The sequence below is a fragment of the Burkholderia sp. BCC0397 genome, from assembly GCF_902832865.1.
Lineage (GTDB): Bacteria > Pseudomonadota > Gammaproteobacteria > Burkholderiales > Burkholderiaceae > Burkholderia.
The window spans coordinates 82,707-104,242 of record NZ_CADFDL010000018.1 but is presented as its reverse complement, the minus strand read 5'-3'; the positions used below and the strand labels follow the sequence as shown (position 1 = coordinate 104,242).

General features: G+C 67.8%; 18 protein-coding genes. 13 read left to right on the top strand and 5 right to left on the bottom strand.

Annotated elements, in window-relative coordinates:
- A complete protein-coding gene (locus tag HWX03_RS33630; protein WP_175821597.1) occupies window positions 1–921 on the top strand; it encodes a bestrophin family ion channel in 921 nt (306 codons plus the stop codon).
- A gap of 12 nt (window positions 922–933) precedes the next feature.
- On the opposite strand, the gene HWX03_RS33625 is transcribed toward HWX03_RS33630, so the two are convergent.
- Window positions 934–2,964: an FUSC family protein gene (locus HWX03_RS33625; RefSeq protein ID WP_175874239.1), complete on the bottom strand. Its 2,031-nt coding sequence runs from the start codon at window positions 2,962–2,964 to the stop codon at window positions 934–936.
- Between the two features lie 146 nt (window positions 2,965–3,110).
- Here HWX03_RS33625 and HWX03_RS33620 point away from each other — a divergent pair, with 146 nt between their 5' ends.
- From HWX03_RS33620 to HWX03_RS33600, 5 genes are all read left to right on the top strand, one after another.
- A complete protein-coding gene (locus HWX03_RS33620) occupies window positions 3,111–4,013 on the top strand; it encodes a LysR family transcriptional regulator (protein ID WP_175822104.1) in 903 nt (300 codons plus the stop codon).
- A gap of 395 nt (window positions 4,014–4,408) precedes the next feature.
- A complete protein-coding gene (locus tag HWX03_RS33615; protein ID WP_175874238.1) occupies window positions 4,409–5,968 on the top strand; it encodes a DHA2 family efflux MFS transporter permease subunit in 1,560 nt (519 codons plus the stop codon).
- A 284-nt stretch (window positions 5,969–6,252) separates the two neighbouring features.
- On the top strand, window positions 6,253–6,585 hold the full coding sequence (locus HWX03_RS33610; RefSeq protein WP_175874237.1) for a sugar ABC transporter ATPase: 333 nt from the start codon (window positions 6,253–6,255) through the stop codon (window positions 6,583–6,585).
- Between the two features lie 130 nt (window positions 6,586–6,715).
- The gene (locus HWX03_RS33605) at window positions 6,716–8,305 is read left to right on the top strand and encodes an ABC transporter substrate-binding protein (protein WP_175874236.1); all 1,590 of its coding nucleotides are present in this window, start codon (window positions 6,716–6,718) and stop codon (window positions 8,303–8,305) included.
- A 154-nt stretch (window positions 8,306–8,459) separates the two neighbouring features.
- On the top strand, window positions 8,460–9,713 hold the full coding sequence (locus HWX03_RS33600; RefSeq protein ID WP_175874235.1) for a hypothetical protein: 1,254 nt from the start codon (window positions 8,460–8,462) through the stop codon (window positions 9,711–9,713).
- An 18-nt stretch (window positions 9,714–9,731) separates the two neighbouring features.
- On the opposite strand, the gene HWX03_RS33595 is transcribed toward HWX03_RS33600, so the two are convergent.
- From HWX03_RS33595 to HWX03_RS33580, 4 genes are all read right to left on the bottom strand, one after another.
- On the bottom strand, window positions 9,732–11,048 hold the full coding sequence (locus tag HWX03_RS33595; protein ID WP_175874234.1) for an Nramp family divalent metal transporter: 1,317 nt from the start codon (window positions 11,046–11,048) through the stop codon (window positions 9,732–9,734).
- Window positions 11,049–11,141: 93 nt separating this feature from the next.
- Complete coding sequence (locus HWX03_RS33590; protein WP_175822105.1) at window positions 11,142–12,398, bottom strand: oxalate decarboxylase family bicupin; 1,257 nt, start codon at window positions 12,396–12,398, stop codon at window positions 11,142–11,144.
- A 339-nt stretch (window positions 12,399–12,737) separates the two neighbouring features.
- Window positions 12,738–14,072: a type II toxin-antitoxin system HipA family toxin gene (locus tag HWX03_RS33585; protein ID WP_175874233.1), complete on the bottom strand. Its 1,335-nt coding sequence runs from the start codon at window positions 14,070–14,072 to the stop codon at window positions 12,738–12,740.
- Window positions 14,073–14,075: 3 nt separating this feature from the next.
- Complete coding sequence (locus tag HWX03_RS33580) at window positions 14,076–14,324, bottom strand: helix-turn-helix transcriptional regulator (protein ID WP_174430212.1); 249 nt, start codon at window positions 14,322–14,324, stop codon at window positions 14,076–14,078.
- 259 nt (window positions 14,325–14,583) lie between these two features.
- On the opposite strand from HWX03_RS33580, the gene HWX03_RS33575 reads away from it, so the two are divergent.
- From HWX03_RS33575 to HWX03_RS33545, 7 genes are all read left to right on the top strand, one after another.
- Complete coding sequence (locus HWX03_RS33575) at window positions 14,584–15,471, top strand: MurR/RpiR family transcriptional regulator (RefSeq protein WP_175821605.1); 888 nt, start codon at window positions 14,584–14,586, stop codon at window positions 15,469–15,471.
- Window positions 15,472–15,488: 17 nt separating this feature from the next.
- Window positions 15,489–16,052, top strand: a complete 564-nt coding sequence (gene ddpX / locus HWX03_RS33570; RefSeq protein ID WP_175874277.1) for a D-alanyl-D-alanine dipeptidase — start codon at window positions 15,489–15,491, stop codon at window positions 16,050–16,052.
- Window positions 16,053–16,113: 61 nt separating this feature from the next.
- Complete coding sequence (locus HWX03_RS33565) at window positions 16,114–17,715, top strand: ABC transporter substrate-binding protein (RefSeq protein ID WP_175874232.1); 1,602 nt, start codon at window positions 16,114–16,116, stop codon at window positions 17,713–17,715.
- Between the two features lie 10 nt (window positions 17,716–17,725).
- Window positions 17,726–18,796 carry an ABC transporter permease gene (locus HWX03_RS33560; RefSeq protein ID WP_175874231.1) on the top strand — a complete coding sequence of 357 codons (1,071 nt, stop codon included), beginning with the start codon at window positions 17,726–17,728 and terminating at the stop codon, window positions 18,794–18,796.
- Between the two features lie 66 nt (window positions 18,797–18,862).
- Window positions 18,863–19,777 (top strand): nickel transporter permease, encoded by a 915-nt coding sequence (gene nikC / locus HWX03_RS33555; protein WP_175874230.1) that lies wholly within the window; start codon window positions 18,863–18,865, stop codon window positions 19,775–19,777.
- A gap of 1 nt (window position 19,778) precedes the next feature.
- Window positions 19,779–20,693 (top strand): ABC transporter ATP-binding protein, encoded by a 915-nt coding sequence (locus HWX03_RS33550; protein ID WP_175874229.1) that lies wholly within the window; start codon window positions 19,779–19,781, stop codon window positions 20,691–20,693.
- Complete coding sequence (locus tag HWX03_RS33545; RefSeq protein WP_175821610.1) at window positions 20,690–21,466, top strand: ABC transporter ATP-binding protein; 777 nt, start codon at window positions 20,690–20,692, stop codon at window positions 21,464–21,466. Before HWX03_RS33550 ends, HWX03_RS33545 begins: the two co-directional genes overlap by 4 nt.
- The last annotated feature ends 70 nt before the right edge of the window (window positions 21,467–21,536 follow it).

Genomic DNA, 21,536 nt, shown 5'->3' with positions numbered 1-21,536 from the left:
ATGATCGTTCGTCCGCGCGAGCACTGGCTGCGGATGCTGCTCGTCTGGAACGGCTCGGTGCTGCCGACCATCCTGCCGCAGCTCGTGCTGACGCTCGCGATCAGCCTCGTCGCGGTGTGGGGCGGCGGCCGCGTGCTCGGCGAGAAGGTGCCGCTGAACCCGACGCCGTTCACGCTGATCGGCCTCACGCTCGCGATCTTCGCGGGGTTTCGCAACAACGCCAGCTACGAACGCTATCGCGAGGGCCGGCAGCTGTGGGGCGGCGTGCTGACCGCCACGCGCACGCTGGTGTCGCAGGCGCTCTGCTACGGCGCGGTCGACCGTGACGACGCATCGCGCCGCGCGTTCGTGCGCACGGTCGTCGCGTTCGTCTACGCGCTCAAGCACCAACTGCGCGGCACCGATCCGGCCGCGGACCTGCGCGGGCTGCTCGACGGCGCGACCCATGCGCGCGTCGCCGCTTCCCGGTTTCGCCCGGTCGTCATCGTGCACGCACTGCGCGAAGCGTTCGCCGCGCGCGCCGATGCAGGCCATCTCGCCGACACGCGGCTGTGGATGCTCGATGCGCGCCTCGACGAGCTCGTCGCGATGGTGAGCGGCTGCGAACGCATCGCGTCGACGCCGATTCCGTTTTCATACGACGTGCTGCTGCACCGGACCATCTACGCATATTGCGTGCTGCTGCCGTTCGGTCTCGTCGATTCGATCGGCGCAGCGACACCCTTCGTCACGGTTTTCGTCGCCTATACGCTGATCGCGCTCGACGCGATCGCGCATGCGATCGCCGAGCCGTTCGGCGACGGGCCGAACCATCTCGCCCTCGATGCGATGACGCGGCAGATCGAGCGCACGCTGCTCGAACTGAACCGCGAGCCGCTGCCGGCCGAGGTGACGCCCGGCCCGTCCTACCGCCTCACCTGACCCGCCGCACGCTCAATCGCGGCGGCCGCGCAGGAAGTCGCCATGCTCGGCGGCCGCGTCCGCGATCCGCCGCAGCAGGACCACGCCGTTCAGCAACGCATGCGCGTCGTCGCCGTCGCGCGCGGCCACGCGACGGCGCAACAGGCGGGCCGCTGCGGCGCAGCCCTGCTCGAGCCGCGCGAAATCGGCTCGCGCGATGCGCCCACGCACCACCGCCGCTGCGCGGCGCGCAGCCGGTTCGCGCGTGGCCAGTTCGGCGAGCGACAGCAGGCTGTCGCCGAGTCCCCAGATCGCGAGCAGATCGCGCATGTCGCGCTCGATCAATGTCTGCGGCAGGCTGCCCGCGAAACCGAGCTCGCGCGCGAGACGGTCGGCCGTGCGGCTCAGCCACGCGCTCGCGGGCCACGCCCGCGGATCGCGCGCGATCCCCGCCAGATCGCGGCGCACCGCGCGATGCAGGCGCCGCCGGCTCGTGCCGGGATCGCCGGGAAACACCAGCGCGAATACCAAAGCGCCGAACGCGATGCCGAGCAGCGTCGCGAGCGCGCTATTCAGGAACGCGGCGTCGCCGATGCGCGTCGTGTTGTCCGGCGACGTGAAATTCCAGAAGAAGATCGAGAACGCGCTGCCCATCGAGGCCGTGCGCGGATGGCGCATCGCGAGGCCGGTGCCGATCAGGAACACGCCGAGGATGTAGGCGAGCATTTCGAAGCCCGACACCGCCGGCAGCAGGATGAAGTTGCAGACGACGCCCGCGACCGCCGCACATGCCGTGCCTTTCAAGAAACCGACGATCGCACGCACCGAATTGGGGCGTGTCGAGAACAGTGCGCTCACCACGGCCGCGATCGCGACGAACCCGCCGCCCGCCGGCCACGCAGTGAAGATCCAGATCGCCGACGCGGCCAGCACCGCGATGAACGCGCGGATGCCGTTGTGGCACGCGAGCACCGGATCGCGGTGGAACGCGTAGCGCACGCGTGTGGGTGCAGGCACCGGCCCGTCGAGCAATGCCTGGCTCGCGAAAGCGCGGTCGAACCCGCCGAGCAGCGCCGACAGCCGGTCGAGCGTGAGCAGGCGCGACGTGTCCGGGGCGGCCGGCGCGGCGGCCTCGGCGCGCAGCGCGTCGTCCACGCGTGCGCGCAGTGCGGCCATCCGGTGCCCCGCGTCGCCCGATGCGGCGATACCGTCGAGCACCTGCGCCGCCTCGTCGACCAGCGGGTCCGGCGCATCGCCCGCGCGCGCCGCGTGTTCCCCAATCGCCTGCCCCGCCGCGTGCGCAGTCAGCACACCGAGCGCCGCCGCGCGCAAATGGCCGATCGCGTTGCGCACCGGCGGTGCGCCGGCCGCCGCATATTCTGCCGCGGTGTCGAGTTCGAGCGCATCCGCGAACAGCCGGTGCACGGCCGCGCCGTTCGGCTCGCGGCGCAGCGCGCCCGCGCCGACCGCCACCGCACGGTCGAGATAGCGCGCGAGCCGCGTCCGGACATCCTTCAGCGGCGCGCCCGGCGCGAACACCGTTTCGAACAGCGCGCCGCACAGGATGCCGACCACCACGTACAGGAACCGCGCGACCGCGATGTCGAACGCCTGCAGCGGCGCCGACACCGCGTCCATCGCGATGATCGCGGCCGTATAGCCGGCCAGTACCGCCGCATACGCGCGAAAATTCCGCTGGAACGTCGCGACGCCCGCACACAGGCCGATCCACGCGGCAAGCGCCGGCAGGAACAGTTCGGGTGTCTGCGCGAACGCGCCGGTCAGCGCGAGCGCGACGGCCGCACCGATCGCGGTACCGAGAATCCGGTACTGACTCTTCGACAGCCCCATCCCGCGACTGCCCTGCGCGACGATCCACACGGTCGAGGCCGCCCACATCGGATCGTCGAGATTCATCCGGAACGCGATATAGAGCGCGAGCAGCGACGCGGCAGTATTGCGGAGTGCGAATGCAAGCGCGCCGGGCGGCAACGTCGGGCGCGCGTCGCGCAGCGCGGCCCGGACGGCCGCGAGCGGCGGCATGCTGGGGAATGCGAATTTCATCCGGCGAGCATACGGTCGCGTGCCGGCCGCCACTACGGGGCAGCGGCGGAATGCGTTATTGCGCCGAGCGGGATAATCGGCTCGACCTGCAGTGATCCGGCCCGCGACGGTAAGATGCGCGCATGCCGACTACCGAAACGAATCGCATGGACCTCGAGAGCATCCGGATATTCTTGCGCGTGGTGGAACGCGGCAGCTTCACCGCCGCCGCCACGCAAATCGACATGCCGCTCAGCCGCGTGAGCCGCAAGATCAGGCAGCTCGAGGACGATCTCGGCGTCCAGTTGCTGTACCGCACGACGCGCCGCGTGTCCGTCACCGAAGCCGGGCGCGACTATTACGAACGTTGCCTGCGCGCCGAGGAGATCCTGCTCGACGCGGACCGTCAGGTGCGCGCGCTGCGCACGGAACCCGAAGGCACGCTGCGCGTGCTGGTGCCCTACGCGATCGGCCTGTTCGAACTGGAACCGGCGCTCGCCGAGTTTCGCCGGCGCTACCCGCTGGTCCAGCTCGTGCTGATCTACGACAACAGCGCGCTCGACCTCGTCGAACACGGCTTCGACGTCGCGCTGCGCGCCGGCGTGCTGACCGATTCCGGCTATGTCGCGCGTTCGCTCGGCTGGTCGCACGCGAAGTTCGCGGCCAGCCCGCGCTATCTCGACCGCGCCGGCCGGCCGCACACGCCGCAGGATCTCGCCGATCACGACATCCTGTTCGTCGGCCGCGACACGCCCGGCCTGACGCTGCGCCTCACCAACGCGGCCGGCGACGTCGCCGACGTGCCGGTTCGGCCCGTGCTGATCTCGAACGAATCGCTCACGGTGCTGCGCCAGGCCGCGAGCGGCGGCGGCATCGCGCTGATTTCGACCCACTTCACCACCCGGCGGCTCGAGAGCAACGAACTCGAAATCGTGCTGCCCGACTGGCATCGCACCGACGACGTCGAGCTGCACGCGCTCTACCCGAAGCGCGCGACGCTCGACAGCAAGGTGCGCGCATTCGTCGAGTTCCTGACCGAGATCTTCACCGCGTGGCGGACCGCGCCGTAGGCCTGCAATCGATGCACGTCGACTGCATTATTGCGGCGCAGGAAAGGAATTAATGAGCGCGCAAGCGTTGATCGCCGTTCGCCGCATCGTTAGCCTGTGACGATGAAAAAAGACCACGCACGCTACAGCAGCCACGCGAGCGCTGCCCGCCGACGCGTCACGCGCGTCGCGCCTTCCTGACCGGCCTGCCTGCTTGCCGAAGCCCGTCACGGCTTCGCCGATCCGATTGAACGCCTGAACCGCACGCTGTGCGCGAGCGGCCCCTCGTTTGCTGGGCCGCTCGCGCGCGGTGCGTGTCTGTCCGCTTCGCGGCCCGCCCGCGCAGGCGTCGCACGCGCGTGCGCGGCTGCCGGCGCGTGCGCCCCGCGGCCTCTCCTTCATCACGCAGGAACACCATGTCATCTCCGTCACCCCAGGCGCCGCTGTCGGGCGGCAAGCTCGCGATCGGCTCGATCGCGGTATCGCTCGCCATGTTCATGAACGTGCTCGACTCGTCGATCGCGAACGTCGCGATCCCGACGATCTCGGGCGACCTCGGCGTGTCGGTCGACGAAGGCACGTGGGTGATCACGATCTTCGCGGCGGCGAACGCGGTGTCGATTCCGCTGACCGGCTGGCTCACGCAGCGCTTCGGCCAGGTTCGCCTGTTCGTCACGTCGATCCTGCTGTTCGTGTTCGCGTCGTGGCTGTGCGGGATCGCGCCGAACCTGCCGACGCTGCTGGCCGCGCGGATCCTGCAAGGCGCGGTCGCGGGGCCGCTCGCGCCGTTGTCGCAGGCGCTGCTGCTCGGCGCGTGGCCACGGCAGAAGTCGTCGGCGGCGCTCGCGCTGTGGTCGATGACGGCGCTCGTCGGGCCGATCGCCGGGCCGTCGCTCGGCGGCTGGATCACCTACGACTACAACTGGTCGTGGATCTTCTACATCAACATTCCGGTCGGTTTCTTCGCGGCGGCCGTCACGTGGTTCGTGTTCCGCGATCGCGAATCGGCCACGCGCCGCATGCCGATCGATACGGTCGGCCTGCTCCTGCTCGTGCTGTGGGTCGCGTCGCTGCAGATCATGCTCGACAAGGGCAAGGATCTCGACTGGTTCAACTCGCCTGTGATCGTCGCACTGGGCATCGTCGCGCTGATCGGTTTCGCGTTCTTCCTCATATGGGAGCTGAACGAAGCCAACCCGATCGTCGACCTGCGGCTCTTCACGCAGCGCAACTTCGCGGGCGGCACGATCGCGATTTCCGTCGCGTACGGGATGTTCTTCGGCACGCTCGTGCTGCTGCCGCAATGGATGCAGGGCTATCTCGGCTACCGCGCGGTCGATTCGGGGCTCGCCACCGCGCCGCTCGGGGTGTTCGCGATCCTGCTCACGCCGGTCATGGGGCGCCTGTTGTCGCGCACCGATCCGCGCTATCTCGCGACGCTCGCGTTCGTCGGCTTCGCGGTCGTGTTCACGATGCGCACGACGTTCTACACCGACGTGTCGCACTGGGATCTCGTGCTGCCGACGCTGTTGCAAGGCATTCCGATGGCGATGTTCTTCGTGCCGCTGACGTCGATCATCCTGTCCGGGTTGCCGCCGGAAAAGATTCCGGCCGCGGCCGGCCTGTCGAATTTCGGCCGCACGTTCTGCGGCGCGGTGGGGACGTCGCTGATCAGCAATGCGTGGAACGACCGCACGATCCTGCACCACGTGCGGCTTACCGAACAGGCGAGCGTCACCAATCCGGTCTTCACGCAGCAGCTCGACACGACCCGTTCGCTGATGCACCTGAGCCCCGATTCGGCGCTCGCGTTCTTCAATGCGTCGGTCGATTCGCAAGCGGCCGTGATGGGATTGAACGACATCTTCTACGTGTCGGCGATCATCTTCATCGCGATCATCCCGCTCATCTGGATCACAAAACCGGCGCGCTCGGGCGGCGGCGAGGCCGATGCGGCGGCGGCCGGCGCGCATTGATCCGCATGCGCGGCGGCGGCTGGCCCGCGCCGGCAGCACGACGACCGGGCGATCCGGCGGTCACGACGACAACCGAAGCAAGCGCTCGTCCGGCAGCGGGCGCTTGTTGTATCGAATCGTTTCAACGCGCCAACGGCGTCAAATGCTGCCGGTATACTCCGTCGTCAGCCGCCTGTTGCATCGCCGTCCGTCAAAAACGGCCCGATTCCGGGCGGTTTCGTCGCGAAGCTTCGCGTTTCGCCACCCCGCGCCCCAGCCTCGATACGAGACACCCGACGACCACCATGAAACGATTCCTGCTGCTCCTTCCCGCCGCCCTGCTCGCCGCCTGCGGTTCCGCGCCCTCGTCCGATTCGGCCGGCTCGGGCGCCGCGCCGATGATCTACGTGTCGTCGCAACGTCCCGCCTACGCGGTCGCGAACTGCCTCGACAGCCGCCTGTCGGGCACCGAACAATCGCAGCACAACGGCGTGACCGATATCTCCGTCGGCTCGAATTCGTACTTCGTCACGCTGACGCCGTCGGGCAACGGCTCGGTGATCAAGGTCGTGCGCGGCTCGGGCAACGAACCGGCCGAGGAAGCGATGCGCTTCGCGGTCGCGCGCTGCGCGATCTGACGCATTCCGGCGCCGGGCGCCCGCCCGGCCCGCCGCCGCTGCGCGCCAACCGGCGCGCCTGCCGAATATTTTCATCCGGGTGCCCGTCGATGAGAGAATCGCACCACGATTCCTTTTCCATGGAGCCCGCATGAAGCACCTGCTGTCCCGGCTGTTCGTCAGCGCCGCGCTCGTCGCGCTTGTTCCGGCGCTGCCGGCGCAGGCTGCCACGCCGCCCGGCATCTTCGTCGTCGCCACGCAACTCGGCGAATTCACGACCCTCGACCCGAGCGGGATCTACGAGCTGGTGCCGTCCGAATACGTCGCGAACACCTACGAACGGCTGGTGCGCGTCGACCTGAAGGACCCGACGCGCTTCGACGGACAGATCGCGCAATCGTGGACGGTCGGCGCCGACGGCGTGACCTACACGTTCAAGCTGCGCCCGGGCCTCACGTTCCACTCCGGCAACCCGCTCACCGCCGACGACGTCGCGTGGTCGCTGCAGCGCACCATCCTGCTCGACAAAGGGCCGGCCGGCGTGCTCGCCGATCTCGGCCTGACGAAGGCGAACGTGACGCAGAAGGTGCGCGTGGTCGATCCGCAAACCGTCGTGCTCGAAACCGACCGCAAGTACGCGCCGAGCTTCGTGCTCAACGTGCTGAGCGCGTGTCCGGCCTCGGTCTTCGACAAGAAACTGCTGCTGTCGCACCAGCAAGGCAACGATTTCGGCAGCGGCTGGCTGCGCACCAACGACGCGGGTTCGGGCCCGTACCAGCTCGTCAAGTGGACGCCGAACGAGACCATCGTGCTGCAGCGCTTCGACAAATACCGCACGCCGTACCCGATGAAGCGCGTCGTGCTGCGCCACGTGCCCGAAGCGTCCGCGCAACGGCTGCTGCTGGAGAACGGCGACGCCGACGCCGCGCGCAACCTGAGCCCCGACAGCCTCGCCGCGCTGTCGAAGGCCGGCAAGATCAAGGTCGCGTCGTGGCCGGTGTCGGCGCTGCTGTACCTGAGCCTGAACACGAAGAACCCGAACCTCGCGAAGCCCGAGGTGCAGCAGGCGATGAAGTGGCTCGTCGATTACGACGGTATCCAGCGCAACATCGTCAGCACGACGTACAAGGTGCATCAGAGCTTCCTGCCCGAAGGCTTCCTCGGCACGCTGAACGCGCGGCCGTACAAGCAGGACGTCGCGAAGGCGAAGGCGCTGCTCGCGAAGGCCGGCTTGCCGAACGGTTTCGACGTGACGATGGACATGCCGAACGACTATCCGTACCTCGAGATCGCGCAGGCGCTGCAGGCGAACTTCGCGCAGGGCGGCATCCGCGTGAAGCTGATCCCCGGCGACGCGAAGCAGGCGATCGGCAAGTACCGCGCGCGCCAGCACGACATCTTCGTCGGCGAATGGTCGCCCGACTACATGGACCCGAACAGCAACGCGCGCGGTTTCGCGTGGAATCCGGACAACTCGGACCAGTCACCGACCAAGATGCTCGCGTGGCGCAACAGCTGGGACATCCCGCAACTGACGAAGGACACCGAGGCCGCGCTCGTCGAGCCGTCGCCCGCGAAGCGCGCGCAGCGTTACGAAGCGCTGCAGAAAGCCGTGCTCGCGAACTCGCCGTTCATCATCATGTTCGAGAAGGTCGTGCAGGTCGCCACGCGCCCCGGCGCGACCGGACCTGAAATCGGACCGATCAACGACCTCGTGTCATACCGCACGCTCGCGAAGTAATCGCGGCCGCCCGCCTGCGCGGCCACGCCGCCGCGCAGGTAATCGCCGCGGGCCGCCGTGCCGGCGCCGGGCCTGCGCCGAGCCGTGCGGCGGCGATCTACAATGACCGGCATCGCGCGGATACCGCGCCGGGCACACGTAACGGGACGAGAACATGCATTCGAGCGAGCACGCAGTCTGCGTGGCGATCAACGACAATAACCGCGCGTGGTACGAAATGCTCGTGCCGTTCCTGCTGTCGCTGCGGCACGCCGGCTACGACGGGCGGATCGCGGTGATCGGCTACGGGCTGTCCGACCGCAAGCGGCAAATCCTCGCGAGCCAGTCGGTCGACGTGATCGACGCGTCGGGCGCCTACGCGCTGCCGGTCGGCCGCTTCATCGAGGCCGCCGGGTATTGCGCGCGCCATCCGCAGATCCGCAAGCTCGCGCTGTACGACGCGGACATCTGGTTCTGCGCGCCGCCGTTCGACCTGTTCTCGCAGATCGGCGACGACCGGCTCCACGTGTGCCCCGACCCGCTGTTCTGCACGTTCGTCGTCACGCCGCTGATCGGCGAGCGGCGCGACCATCACTGGCGCCTCGTCGTCGACGAAGTCAACGCACGCCACGGCGGTGCGCTGCAGGCCGGCCTCGTCGCCGGGACCGCCGACGCATGGGCGCGTTATGCCGACCACCTGCGCGACTGCATCGCCCGCATCGGCACCGATTTCCAGGAATGCTTCGGCATCGATACGACGTTCCTGCATCTGTGGAGCGCGCAAGGCGAAACGGCGCTGCTCGACCCGGTCCATAACTTCGTCAGCAAGTACGGCATTCACGAATCGTTCGATGCGGGCAGCGGCAAGACGACGCTCAGGTATCACGGCGAGCCGATCCGCGCGCTGCACATGACCGGCGACATCCGCTTCCTCGACCGGTGGCGCTACTACGCGAACCACGCCGACGCCGCGTTGCGCGACGGCCGGCCGTTCGCGCTGTCGGACGGCACGCCGGCGCCGTCCGATGCGCTCGCTGCACGCATCGCGGCGGCGGAATACGTGCAGTCGGCCGGGCTGACCGTTGCGTCCGCGGCGATCGAGGCAAGCGCGGGCGCCTACCTGCAGGCGATCGACGAACCGGGCGGCACGATGCTCGTCGGCAGCGGCAACCACGAAATCGTGTTCACCGCGACCCGCGACATCGCACGGCTGAACGTCTATGTCACGCACCCGTCCGGCTCGCCGTCGCCGCTACTGTGCGAGGTGCTCGTCGACGGCCACGCGCAGCGCAAAGGCACCGAACTGATGGCGCATTTCTGGTACCAGGTGGCAGCCGGCGCCGTCATCACGCTGCGCGCGACGAGCCTCGGCGGCCAGCAGTGCAACGCGATCTGGCGGCTGCGCGAAGCGCCGGACATGCAGCAGTAAGCGCCGGCCCGCCCCCGTTCAATTGAACGCCGCCCATACCAGGTACGCATTCAGCCCGACAATCACGACCGTCGCCGCGCCGGCGACGATCCGCAGCGGCATCCGCATTGCATAAGCGCCCATCACGTCCGCGCGCGCCGACAGCATCAGCAGCGCGATCATCGGCATCGGCAGCACGAAGCTCAGCACGACCTGGCTCGCCACCATCGCCCGCGTGACGTCGCAGCCGAGCGCGACCACCACGAACGCGGGCGCGATCGTCACCGCGCGCCGCACCCAGATCGACATGCGGCGGTGGATGAAGCCCTGCATCACGACCTGCCCGGCCATCGTGCCGACCACCGAGCTCGACACGCCCGAGGTCAGCAGCGCGACGAGAAACAGCGCGCCGGCCGCCGGCCCGAGCACCGGGATCAGCGTGTGATAGGCGTCGCCGATGTCGGTCATGCCCGGCGCGGCCACGTGAAACGCCGACGACGCCATCATCACCATCGCGAGATTCACGAAACCGGCGAGCCCGAGCGCGATCACGACCTCGCGGTTCGAGAAACGCACGAGCCGCCGCCGCTGCGCGTCGTCGCGCGGCGCGGTGCGATCCTGCGTGAGGCCCGAATGCAGGTACAGCGTGTGCGGCATGATCGTCGCACCGATGATCCCGACTGCGATCGTCAGCGCCGCATGATCCGGAATCTGCGGAACCACCAGATGGAACGCGGCCGCACGCCAGTCCTGCGGCGCGATCAGCAGTTCGCCGAGATAGCACGCGCCGATCACGCCGACCAGCGCCGCGATCGCCGCTTCGAGCGGCCGGAAGCCGCGCTTTTCGAGCGCGAGGATCGCGCAGGTCGCGAACGCGGTCGCGATCATCCCCGCGAACAGCGACAGATGGCACAACAGTCCGAACGCGAGCGCGCCGCCGAGGAATTCGGCGAGGTCGGTCGCCATCGCGGCGATCTCGGATGCAATCCACATGCCCCACACGACCGGCGCGGGGAAGCGGTCGCGGCACAGTTCGGCGAGATTGCGGCCGGTCACGATGCCGAGCTTCGCCGACATCGCCTGGAACAGCATTGCGATCGCGTTCGCGGCCAGCACGACCCACAGCAGCCGGTAGCCGTACGCGGCGCCGGCCTGGATGTTGGTCGCGAAGTTGCCGGGGTCCATGTAGCCGATCGACGCGATCACGGCCGGGCCGACGAACGGCAGCCACGCGGCGACGCCGGTGCGGCGCCCTTCCAGCGCGGCCCGCGCCGCGCCTTCGGTGTGCTCGGTGTGCTCCGTGGACAGGCCCGGCAGCGCGAAGCCGCCGGCAGGTTTGCTCGGGACGGGAATCATGGTGGAGTTTCCGTTCGAATGAGAAAGGCTGATTCGGGCGCACGTGCCGTGGCCGGCCTGCCGCGTGCCGGCCATGGCAGGACGATGGCGGCGTTACAGCGGCACGACGTCGGGACGATTGCGCGGAAACTGCGCAATCACGTCCGGCGCGACGTTCAGGTGCGCTTCGACGAGCTTCGGCGGCGTATGCGCGAGCCAGTCGGACAACGACACCTCCGCATAGCGGTCGGTCTTGAAGATCTCGAGGAACACGAGGTCGGTCTGGCCGGTGTTCTGCACGTAGTGCCCGAGGCTCTTCTTCACATAGCCGACGTCGCCCGCGCGGAAATCGGCCGTCTGCGCCTTCGGCCCCGTATCGAACACCGTCATCCGCGCGTCGCCTTGCAGGTAGTACTGCCATTCGTCGGCGTTCGGGTGCCAGTGCAGCTCGCGCATGCCGCCCGGATGCACGGTGACGAGCGCCGCCGCGACGGTCGTCGACACGTTGAAGTTGGTGCTGTCCGCGATCCGCACCTCGCCGCCGCGCGTCTTCCTGACCGGCTTCATGTCGCCGAGCGAAAAGACGAACGGATGCGGCGGCGCACCGGCCGACGCGGCCGACGCGCGCTGCGCGTCCGCGAGCGGGCCCGGTTCGTCGCCCTGGAAGATCCACAGGTTGTCGAGCGGCACGTTCCTGAACGCGTCGGCCGGCACGCCGAAGTTGAGCGCGAGCACGTCGGGCGGCGTATGCGCGATCCAGTCGGTCAGCAACAGCGTGTTGAATTCCGATGCGCGGCCGTTATCGAATGCGAGCAGGAATTCGGCGCCGTCGCTGCCGAGGCCCTGCAGCGAATGCGGCAGGCCGGGCGGGAAATACCAGAGATCGCCGGTCTTGACGTCCTGCACCGACGGCCGCCCGAGTTCGTCGAGCACCGTGATCCGGCAGCGACCGTCGAGCATGATGGCCCACTCGGCCTGCTGGTGCCAGTGCATCTCGCGAATGCCGCCGCGCGTCAGCCGCATGTTGACGCCGGAAATGGTTTCGGAAATCGCGAAATCGTCCTGCGTGACTTCGCGCGCCCACCCGCCATTCTGAATCCGTTTATGGGCATTATTGAAAGACGCCCAGAATAACGGCATCCCGTTGATATCGGTGGCCGGCGGATCCTGAAAAGACGGAAATTGATTGGCGATGGCCGGATTTTTAGGCCCCGGGTCGGTCAGGCTCTGGCGGTTGCGCGCATTCACCGCGCCTTCCGGCGGGCGGTCCGGATTACCGAACGAGGCGGCCTTGGCCGATACCGCGATGCCCGCGGCAGCGATGGCGCCGGCCGTGCCCGCCAGCATCTTGCGTCGAGAAAGATTCGTCATGATTTCCTCTTCATTCCTGCAATCGAGAGAATTTCCATTACGGAACACTTGCCGTTTTTCGAATTATCGAAAATCAAACATCCCGTGACGCAAGTTAAATCCAATTTCCACGAAAAATTAAATGAATTATTAACCTTGATTCATGAGTTAATCTGATCGGCTTTAATTTTGTAATGATTGCGATGCAGCGGGAGGGATGAATGGCGACGAGAAGAGATCGATAGGCGCACCGCACGATGGCGGCCCAATGCCATTGATTCGGGTTTCCTGGCGCGCAAACCGGAACGGGAAAATGCGGATGCGCCGGCTTTCACCTGCCCGGCCGAGACCGGGACCGGGTCACTCTCGCGGCATGTCGGCAAGTCGTTGCGCGGCGAAGCGCAATCCGCCGAGAATGCGTTCGGCGATCCTCGCCGGAAACCCTGCCGGCAGCGCCGCGCCGACCGATTCGATCACGTGCGGCGTCATTGCGATGAGTCGTTCGACGATCGGCGTAGCGATATCGCCAAGCAGGCAATATTCAGCCATCGCAGTAAAGTGCCGGCGCGTGATATCGCGCATCGCATAGTGCTTGCGCTTGCCGTGCACGGCCATCGCGAGCTTCGCCTTGTGCCACGACCACTGGTTCGCGCCATCTCCCTCGACCGGCCAGATCGACATCACGTCGTAGAGCGGCGTCAGACGGAAGCGGCCGCCCGGCAGCAGGCGCAGACTGAAGTTCTTCGCATGCCCGTCCGGCGCGGCGAGCATCCAGAACACCACCAACGCGGTGAACAGCGTGTCGAGGTCGGCCTGCGCCGTTTCCGACCGGCGCAGGATGCCGGCCAGATCGGGCACGCCGGGGCCGCCCTGCGATTCGTATTTCAGATGCGGCGGCACACCGAGCGCCTGGCAAAAATCCTCTTGCGGCAAGCGCAACAGCCATCCGCCGTCACGATGCAGCGCACGATCGAAGCGCGCGACCGACAGCACCTTGTGTTCGCCGAAACGCAGGATGTCGGCAGCCGCCGTCGGCAGGCCGAACGCGCGCAGGATCGCGAGGCACAGCCACTCGTTTTCGACGGATGTCGTCAGATCCGCACGCTTGTTGCCGACCAGCCCGAGCGGCAACTTGAGGATATGCGTGGTCGGCGTCGCGCCATGCGGACGCATCCATCGCCCGTCGTGAAACAGCAGCGCGGTCTTTTCCTGCGCGCCGGCCAGCGACAGGCGGAAGTCGTCGTCGTCCTGCGCACCGCCCGCCGCCCCGCTCGCCTGATCGAGCACGCGCGCCACCTCGTCGTCGGACAACGGCGTACCGTCGATCCGGTCATGGCCGGTCGGGGTTTCATCCTCGCCGAGCAACTGCACCGCGCCGACACAGTCCCGGCCGAGCGCGGCGAGCAGATCGAACGGCTCGATCGTCGCCGTGCCGAACCGGGACGCAAGCCGGCGCCGAATCGCGTCGCTGTCGGGCAGCAGATTGTCGAAGTAGTGGTTCACGCGCTCGCCGCGCAACGGCGCAGGGCCGACGCCGAACGGCAGCGACAGCGACAGCGGGCGGCCGGCATCCGACTGTTTCCAGCCGGCGTCGTACAGCAGCTCCATGTCGCCGCGCGCGGGAATCCGCCACGTCCCGACCCGCTGACCGTTGGCCCAGATCGACAGCGCGCGGGTGTGCGATTTGCGCCCCATCGCTTACCACTCGACGTCGGCAGCGCCGCGCCCGTCCTTCGTGCGGATGCAGAGATCGAGACCGTACAGCGCGGTCAATTCGAGCAATTGGCTGAGCGACAGGCTTTCGGTACGCGTGGTCTCGAGCGACGACAGGCGCGACTGGCCGACGCCGATGCGCGCCGCCGCCTCAGCTTGCGTCAGCCCCTTCGCCTGACGCGCGGACGACAGGATTTCGCCCAGTTGAGCGGGGGTATTGACGATGAAATTCACGGCGAGTGTCCTGGATGCAATCCATGCAGTATATCTCTGACAGGCATAAACGCAAATTATCTCTGATAGGAATAAACGTGCAATATTTCTCACAGGAATATTTCCACGTTACGGTTCCTTGCTGCCCGGTCGTGGCGCGCACGTGCCTCGCTCCTATCACACACTGCCAAGTCATAGTTTTTATCCGCTGGCGTGATTGATTTTGGCTTTGTTAGATAGATGACATTGAATCGTTCAATGACAACGATCTAACAGACCCATGACCTGTGCATTCGCCCATACCGTCGAATCCCGCTTTGCCGAGCTGACACCGACGGCCAAGCGCATCGCGAGCTACATGCTCGCGAACCTCGATCGGCTCGGGCTCGAAACGGCCGACCAGATCGCGCAGCAGACCGGCACCAGCGGCATTTCGGTCGGGCGTTTCCTGCGCAGCGTCGGTTACCGGAATCTCGACGACCTGAAACGCGAACTGCGCGGCGGCAGCGACCGCCCGTGGATGATCACCGACCGCCTCGACGAGTACCGCCGCGTCGCCGCCACGCAAACGACCACCGGCGAGCGCGACAGCAACGGCAGCGACGGCACGCTCGCGTCGTCGCTCGAGCGCGAGCTCGACGCGATCCGCCACGTGTACCGCCTCGCCGAAAGCCCGGTGTTCGCGCAGGTGGCCGACCGGATCGCACATGCCGACGCCGTGTTCATCCTCGGTATCCAGTCGACGCGCGGCATCAGCAACGCATTCAGCAGCTACCTCGAATACCTGCGCCCGCGCGTGTTCTATTCCGACGGCCAGTCGGGCTCGTACGTCGATTCGCTGAACTCCGAATTCGAGCGGCCGTACTGCGTCGTCACCGATACGCGCGCGTATTCGCGCAGCGCGCGCCGCTATTGCCAGGCGGCCGCCGAGCGCGGCCAGCCGTTCGCGCTGGTCACCGATCTGTCGTGCCCGTGGGCGCGCGAATGGCCGGCCGACCTGCTGCAGGTGAAGACCGACGTCGGCCAGTTCTGGGATTCGCTCGCGCCGCTCACCTGCCTGTTCAACCTGCTGATCACGGCCGTGGTCGACCGCCTCGGCCCCGCGATCGACCGGCGCGTCGCGCGCAACCGCGAACTGCAGCGCACGTTCGACCAATTCGAATCATGAGCGAGCCCACCCTGCCGATGAACGATCACCGCCTCGTCGAAATCACGCCCGCCACGCATCGCGTCGAGATCGATCTCGTCTATGCGACCGAGCGCAACCTGACCGGCAAGCCGATCTACCGCCATGCGCACTGCCTGCTGCTCGAACCGGCCGAAGCCGCATTGCGCCGCGCGGTCGACGTCGCCGCGCAGGCCGGCTTCACGCTGCGCCTCTACGACGCGTACCGGCCGCCGCAGGCGCAGCAGGTGCTGTGGGAGTTCCTGCCCGATCCGAACTTCGTCGCCGATCTCGGCCGCGGCTCGAATCACAGCCGCGGCACCGCGCTCGACCTGACGCTCGTCGGCGCGAACGGCGCGCCGCTCGATATGGGCACGGGCTTCGACGAGATGGTTGCCGCGTCCGGCCACTTCCACGCGGGGCTGCCCGAAGCCGTGCAATGCAACCGCCTGTTGCTGCTCGGCGTGATGCATGCGGCCGGCTTCGCGCACATCGATAGCGAATGGTGGCACTACGAACTGCCCGGCTCGCACGCGTTGCCGCAGATCGACAACGCGGCCAGCGGCCCGTGGCGCCTGATGTAACGACGCTGCACGCCCCCCTTTCCGTTCACGTTCAACGACTTCAACGCCCCATGGAGCGCACATGAAATTCCCGATCTCCCGGCTCGTCGCGGCGCTGGCCGCCGCGTCCGTACTCGCCGCCGTTCCGCTTTCCGCCGCCCATGCGGAAACGCCGAAGGACATGTTCGTGATGGCCACGCTGCTCGACGAATTCACGACGCTCGATCCGGGCGAGATCTACGAGCTGGTGCCGGAGGAATACGTCGCGAATACGTACGACCGGCTCGTGCGCGTCGACCTGCGCGATCCGTCGAAATTCAACGGCGACGTCGCGCAATCGTGGACGGTGAGCCCCGACGGCCTGACCTATACGTTCAAGCTGCGCTCGGGCCTCAAGTTCCACTCGGGCAACCCGCTGACGGCCGACGACGTCGCGTGGTCGATCCAGCGCGCGGTGCTGCTCGACAAGGGGCCGGCCGCCGTGCTGACCGGCATCGGCCTCACGAAGGCGAACGTCGTCGCGAACGTGAAGAAGCTCGACGACGCGACGGTGTCGGTCACGACCGATCGCAAGTACGCGCCGACCTTCGTGCTGAACGTGCTCGGCTCGTGGCCCGCGTCGGTGCTCGACAGGAAGCTGCTGCTGTCGCACCAGCAGGGCAACGACTTCGGCAACGCATGGCTGAAGACCAACGAAGCGGGCTCCGGCGCATACAAGCTGGTCAAGTGGGCGGCCGGCGACAGCATCGTGCTGCAGCGCTTCGACGGCTACCGGCTGCCGCTCGCGATGAAGCGCATCGTGCTGCGCCACGTGCCCGAAGCCGCGAGCCAGCGCCTGCTGCTGGAAAACGGCGACGTCGATGCGGCGCGCGACTTGAGCCCCGACGATCTGGCGTCGGTGGTGAAGTCCGGCAAGGCGAAGGTCATGGCATCGCCGCAGGCGACGCTGCTGTATCTCGGCCTGAACACGAAGAACCCGACGCTCGCGAAACCCGACGTGCAGGAAGCGCTGAAATGGCTGGTCGATTATGCAGGCATCCAGGGCAACGTCGTGAAGACGACCTACAAGGTGCACCAGACCTTCCTGCCCGAAGGCTTCCTCGGCACGCTGAATTCCAACCCGTACAAGCTCGACGTCGCGAAGGCGAAGGCGCTGCTCGCGAAGGCCGGTGTGTCGAATGGCTTCTCGGTGACGATGGACGTGCGCAACGACTATCCGTACACGGAGATCGCGCAGGCGGTGCAGGCGAACTTCGCGCAAGCCGGCATCAAGGTCCAGCTGATCCCCGGCGACAACAAGCAGACGCTCGCGAAATACCGCGCGCGCCAGCACGACATCTACATCGGCGAATGGTCGGCCGACTACATCGACCCGCACAGCAACGCGCAGGGTTTCGCGTGGAATCCGGACAACGCCGACAAGTCGAGCTATAAAATGCTCGCCTGGCGCAACAGCTGGGACATCCCGCAACTGACGAAGGAAACCGACGCCGCGCTCGCCGAACCGACCGCCGCGAAGCGCGCGCAGTTGTATCAGACGATGCAGAAGGAAGTGCTCGCCCGCTCGCCGTTCGTGATCATGTTCGAGAAAGTCGCGCAGGTCGCGACGCGGCCCGGTGTGAGCGGGCTCGACGTCGGGCCGATCAACGATCTGGTGTCGTACCGCAACCTGAAGAAGCAATAAGGTTCGCCGCATGTCGACTCCCGCCTCCTCCCTCGAAGCACTGCGCACGCTGCCCGCGCGGCGTCCGGCCGTGCGCTGGGCACTGCGCGTGCTGCGCTGGGCGCTCACGCTCGCCGTCACGTTCGCGGGGCTGCTCGCGCTGACGTTCGTGATCGGCCTCAAGGTGCCGATCGATCCCGTGCTCGCGATCCTCGGCGATCGCGCGTCGGCCGAGGCCTACGCGGCCGAGCGCATCGCGCTCGGCCTCGACAAGCCGCTCGTCACGCAATTCCTGATCTACGCGCGTGACGTGCTGCACGGCAATCTCGGCGTATCGCTGCTGACCGCGAATCCGGTGCTCGACGACATCAAGCGCGTGTTTCCGGCCACGCTCGAACTGGCGACGATCGCGACGCTGATCGGCATCGCGATCGGCGTGCCGCTCGGCGTCGCGGCCGCCGTGAAGCACAACCGGCCGATCGACCACATCGCGCGCTTCGTCGGCCTGATCGGCAATTCGGTGCCGGTGTTCTGGCTCGGGCTGATGGGGCTGCTGCTGTTCTATGCGCGGCTGCACTGGGTCGGCGGCCCCGGCCGGCTCGATCCCGTGTACGACGGCATGGTCGACCCGCGCACCGGGAGCCTGCTGATCGATGCGGCGCTCGCGGGCGAGTGGGACGTATTCCGCAACGCGGTGTCGCACATCGCGCTGCCGGCCGCGATCCTCGGCTACTACTCGGTCGCGTATCTCAGCCGCATGACGCGCTCGTTCATGCTCGACCAGCTGAGCCAGGAATACATCGTCACCGCGCGTGCGAAAGGCTTGTCCGAGCGTCGCGTGATCTGGCGGCATGCGTTCGGCAACATCGCGGTGCCGCTGCTCACCGTGATCGCGCTCACGTACAGCAACCTGCTCGAAGGCTCGGTGCTGACCGAGATCGTGTTCGCGTGGCCGGGGCTCGGCTCGTACCTGACCGGCGCGCTGCTGAACGCCGACATGAGCGCGGTGCTCGGCGCGACGCTCGTGATCGGCGTGATGTTCATTACCGTCAACCTGCTGACCGACGCGCTGTACCGCGTGTTCGATCCCCGTGCGCGCTGAGGGCCGCCCCGACATGACCGCTTCCACTCCGCTTCTTTCATCGTCCATGCCGAAGGTCGTCCAATCATGAGCGCCGAGCGTCTCTCCCCGCGCGCGTGGCTGCTGTCCGACGCACCCGCGTCGCGCTCGCAGGCCGCGTTCGGCCTCGCGTACCGCCGCTGGCGCCGGTTCGCCGCGAATCCGCTCAACCTGTTCGGGCTCGCGATCCTGGTCGCGCTGATCGCGGTCGCGATCGTCGGCCCGCTGATCATGCCGCACGATCCGCTGCGCCAGGTATTGTCCGATCGCCTGCTGCCGCCCGGCTCTGCATCGCACTGGTTCGGCACCGACCAGCTCGGCCGCGACATCCTTTCGCGGCTGATCGCCGGGTCGCGCCTGACGCTCGGCATCGCGCTGCTCGTCGTCGTGATCGTCGTGCCGATCGGCCTCTTGATCGGCACGACGGCCGGCTATTGCGGCGGCTTCGTCGACAGCGTGCTGATGCGCATCACCGACATCGCGCTCGCGTTCCCGAAGATCGTGCTCGCGCTCGCCTTCGCGGCCGCGCTCGGCCCCGGCGTGATCAACGCGGTGGTCGCGATCTCGATCACCGCGTGGCCCGCGTATGCGCGGCTCGCGCGCGCCGAAACCATCCGCATCGCGCAGGCCGACTACATCCACGCGGCGCGGCTGCAAGGCGCGTCGGGCCCGCGCATCCTGCTGCGCTACATCATGCCGCTGTGCATGTCGTCGGTGATCGTGCGCGCGACGCTCGACATGGCCGGCATCATCCTGACCGTCGCGGGCCTCGGCTTTCTCGGCCTCGGCGCGCAGCCGCCGAGCCCCGAGTGGGGCTTCATGGTCGCGTCGGGCCGCAACGTGCTGCTCGACGCGTGGTGGGTCGCGACGCTGCCCGGCATCGCGATCCTGCTCGTGAGTCTCGCGTTCAACCTGCTCGGCGACGGGCTGCGCGACGTCTTCGATCCCCGCCATGGAGCATGACATGCCGATGATTTCCACCGCCGCCCCGGCACCGCTCTGCGAGATCGACGGGCTGAAGATCGGCTTTCGCGGGCACGACGGCACCGTCACCGACGCCGTGCGCGACCTGTCGCTGACGCTCGCGCCGGGCGAGCGGCTCGGCATCGTCGGCGAATCGGGCTCCGGCAAGTCGCTGACGGGCCGCGCGCTGCTCGGCCTGCTGCCCGACGCCGCGCGCTGCTCGGCGCGCACGATGCGCTTCGCCGGGCACGACCTGCTCGCGATGTCGGCGAATGAACGCAGGCAGCTGTGCGGCAGCCAGATGAGCATGATCCTGCAGGACCCGAAGTATTCGCTGAACCCGGTGATGACGGTCGCGAAACAGATGGGCGAAGCGTTTCGGCAGCGTGAACCGGGCTTGCGCGGCCGCGCGCTGCGCGAGCGGATCGTCGACGCGCTCGCGGCCGTGCAGATCCGCGACCCGGCGCGCGTCGCCGATGCGTATCCGCACGAGCTGTCGGGCGGCATGGGCCAGCGCGTGATGATCGCGATGATGGTGTCGACCGGCCCGCGCCTTTTGATCGCCGACGAACCGACCTCTGCGCTCGACGTCGCGGTGTCGATGCAGGTGCTCGCGGTACTCGACGCGATGATCGCGCGGCATGGCACGGGCCTGATGTTCATCAGCCACGACCTGCCGCTCGTGATGTCGTTCTGCGACCGCGTCGCGGTCATGTATGCCGGCCGCGTGGTCGAAACCTGCGCCGCGCGCGACCTGCGCGACGCGTCTCATCCCTATACGCGCGGGCTGCTCGCGGCGAATCCGCCGCTCGCGAACCCGCCCGACGAACTGCCGGTGCTGCGGCGCGACCCGGCGTGGCTCGACGCCGCGCCGCCGGCCGCCGCACGCGCCGATCGACAGGAGCCCGCACGATGATCGACGTCGATCACGCATCGATCCGTTTCCCGACCCGCACCGGTCACGTCGACGCCGTGCGCGACGCCAGCTTCGCGGTACGCGACGGCGAAGTGTTCGGGCTCGTCGGCGAATCGGGTTCCGGCAAGTCGACGCTGCTGCGTGCGCTGACGGGCCTCGTGCCGCTCGCGTCCGGCAGCCTGTCGATCGACGGCCGCCCGGTGGGCGGCACGCCCGATCGCGCGTTCCGCCGCCACGTGCAGATGGTGTTCCAGGATCCGTACGCGTCGCTGCATCCGCGCTTCACCGTCGACCAGACGCTGCGCGAGCCGTTGTCGATCCATGCGATCGGCGACGCCGATGCGCGGATCGCCCGCGCGCTCGCCGAAGTCGGCCTCGGCCCCGCGTTCCGCTTCCGCTATCCGCACCAGTTGTCGGGCGGCCAGCGGCAGCGCGTGGCGATCGCGCGCGCGCTGATCGTCGAGCCGCGGGTGCTGCTGCTCGACGAGCCGACCTCCGCGCTCGACGTGTCGGTGCAGGCGGAGATCCTGAACCTGCTGCGCCGCCTGCATCGCGAACGCAACCTGACGATGATCCTCGTCAGCCACAACCTCGCGGTGATCGGCTTCCTGTGCCAGCGCGTCGCGGTGATGCAGCACGGCGAGATCGTCGAGCAGCTGCGGATCGAGGACGTGCGGGCCGGGCAGGTCGCACGCGACTACACGCGCACGCTGCTGAATGCGACCGAAGGCTATCGCCGCCTCGATCCGGTGGCCGACGCGTCTGCCACGTGACATCCGCCGGACGCGGACGCATGCGATACTGCGCACGCCATGCGCCGGCTTGCCGCCGCATGGAACCCTT

What these genes read in the sequence shown, in the direction of transcription:
- HWX03_RS33630 (WP_175821597.1), top strand. Translation starts at nt 1, where the DNA reads ATGATCGTTCGTCCGCGCGAGCACTGGCTGCGGATGCTGCTCGTCTGG.
- HWX03_RS33625 (WP_175874239.1), bottom strand. Translation starts at nt 2,964, where the DNA reads ATGAAATTCGCATTCCCCAGCATGCCGCCGCTCGCGGCCGTCCGGGCC.
- HWX03_RS33620 (WP_175822104.1), top strand. Translation starts at nt 3,111, where the DNA reads ATGGACCTCGAGAGCATCCGGATATTCTTGCGCGTGGTGGAACGCGGC.
- HWX03_RS33615 (WP_175874238.1), top strand. Translation starts at nt 4,409, where the DNA reads ATGTCATCTCCGTCACCCCAGGCGCCGCTGTCGGGCGGCAAGCTCGCG.
- HWX03_RS33610 (WP_175874237.1), top strand. Translation starts at nt 6,253, where the DNA reads ATGAAACGATTCCTGCTGCTCCTTCCCGCCGCCCTGCTCGCCGCCTGC.
- HWX03_RS33605 (WP_175874236.1), top strand. Translation starts at nt 6,716, where the DNA reads ATGAAGCACCTGCTGTCCCGGCTGTTCGTCAGCGCCGCGCTCGTCGCG.
- HWX03_RS33600 (WP_175874235.1), top strand. Translation starts at nt 8,460, where the DNA reads ATGCATTCGAGCGAGCACGCAGTCTGCGTGGCGATCAACGACAATAAC.
- HWX03_RS33595 (WP_175874234.1), bottom strand. Translation starts at nt 11,048, where the DNA reads ATGATTCCCGTCCCGAGCAAACCTGCCGGCGGCTTCGCGCTGCCGGGC.
- HWX03_RS33590 (WP_175822105.1), bottom strand. Translation starts at nt 12,398, where the DNA reads ATGACGAATCTTTCTCGACGCAAGATGCTGGCGGGCACGGCCGGCGCC.
- HWX03_RS33585 (WP_175874233.1), bottom strand. Translation starts at nt 14,072, where the DNA reads ATGGGGCGCAAATCGCACACCCGCGCGCTGTCGATCTGGGCCAACGGT.
- HWX03_RS33575 (WP_175821605.1), top strand. Translation starts at nt 14,584, where the DNA reads ATGACCTGTGCATTCGCCCATACCGTCGAATCCCGCTTTGCCGAGCTG.
- ddpX (WP_175874277.1), top strand. Translation starts at nt 15,489, where the DNA reads ATGAACGATCACCGCCTCGTCGAAATCACGCCCGCCACGCATCGCGTC.
- HWX03_RS33565 (WP_175874232.1), top strand. Translation starts at nt 16,114, where the DNA reads ATGAAATTCCCGATCTCCCGGCTCGTCGCGGCGCTGGCCGCCGCGTCC.
- HWX03_RS33560 (WP_175874231.1), top strand. Translation starts at nt 17,726, where the DNA reads ATGTCGACTCCCGCCTCCTCCCTCGAAGCACTGCGCACGCTGCCCGCG.
- nikC (WP_175874230.1), top strand. Translation starts at nt 18,863, where the DNA reads ATGAGCGCCGAGCGTCTCTCCCCGCGCGCGTGGCTGCTGTCCGACGCA.
- HWX03_RS33550 (WP_175874229.1), top strand. Translation starts at nt 19,779, where the DNA reads ATGCCGATGATTTCCACCGCCGCCCCGGCACCGCTCTGCGAGATCGAC.
- HWX03_RS33545 (WP_175821610.1), top strand. Translation starts at nt 20,690, where the DNA reads ATGATCGACGTCGATCACGCATCGATCCGTTTCCCGACCCGCACCGGT.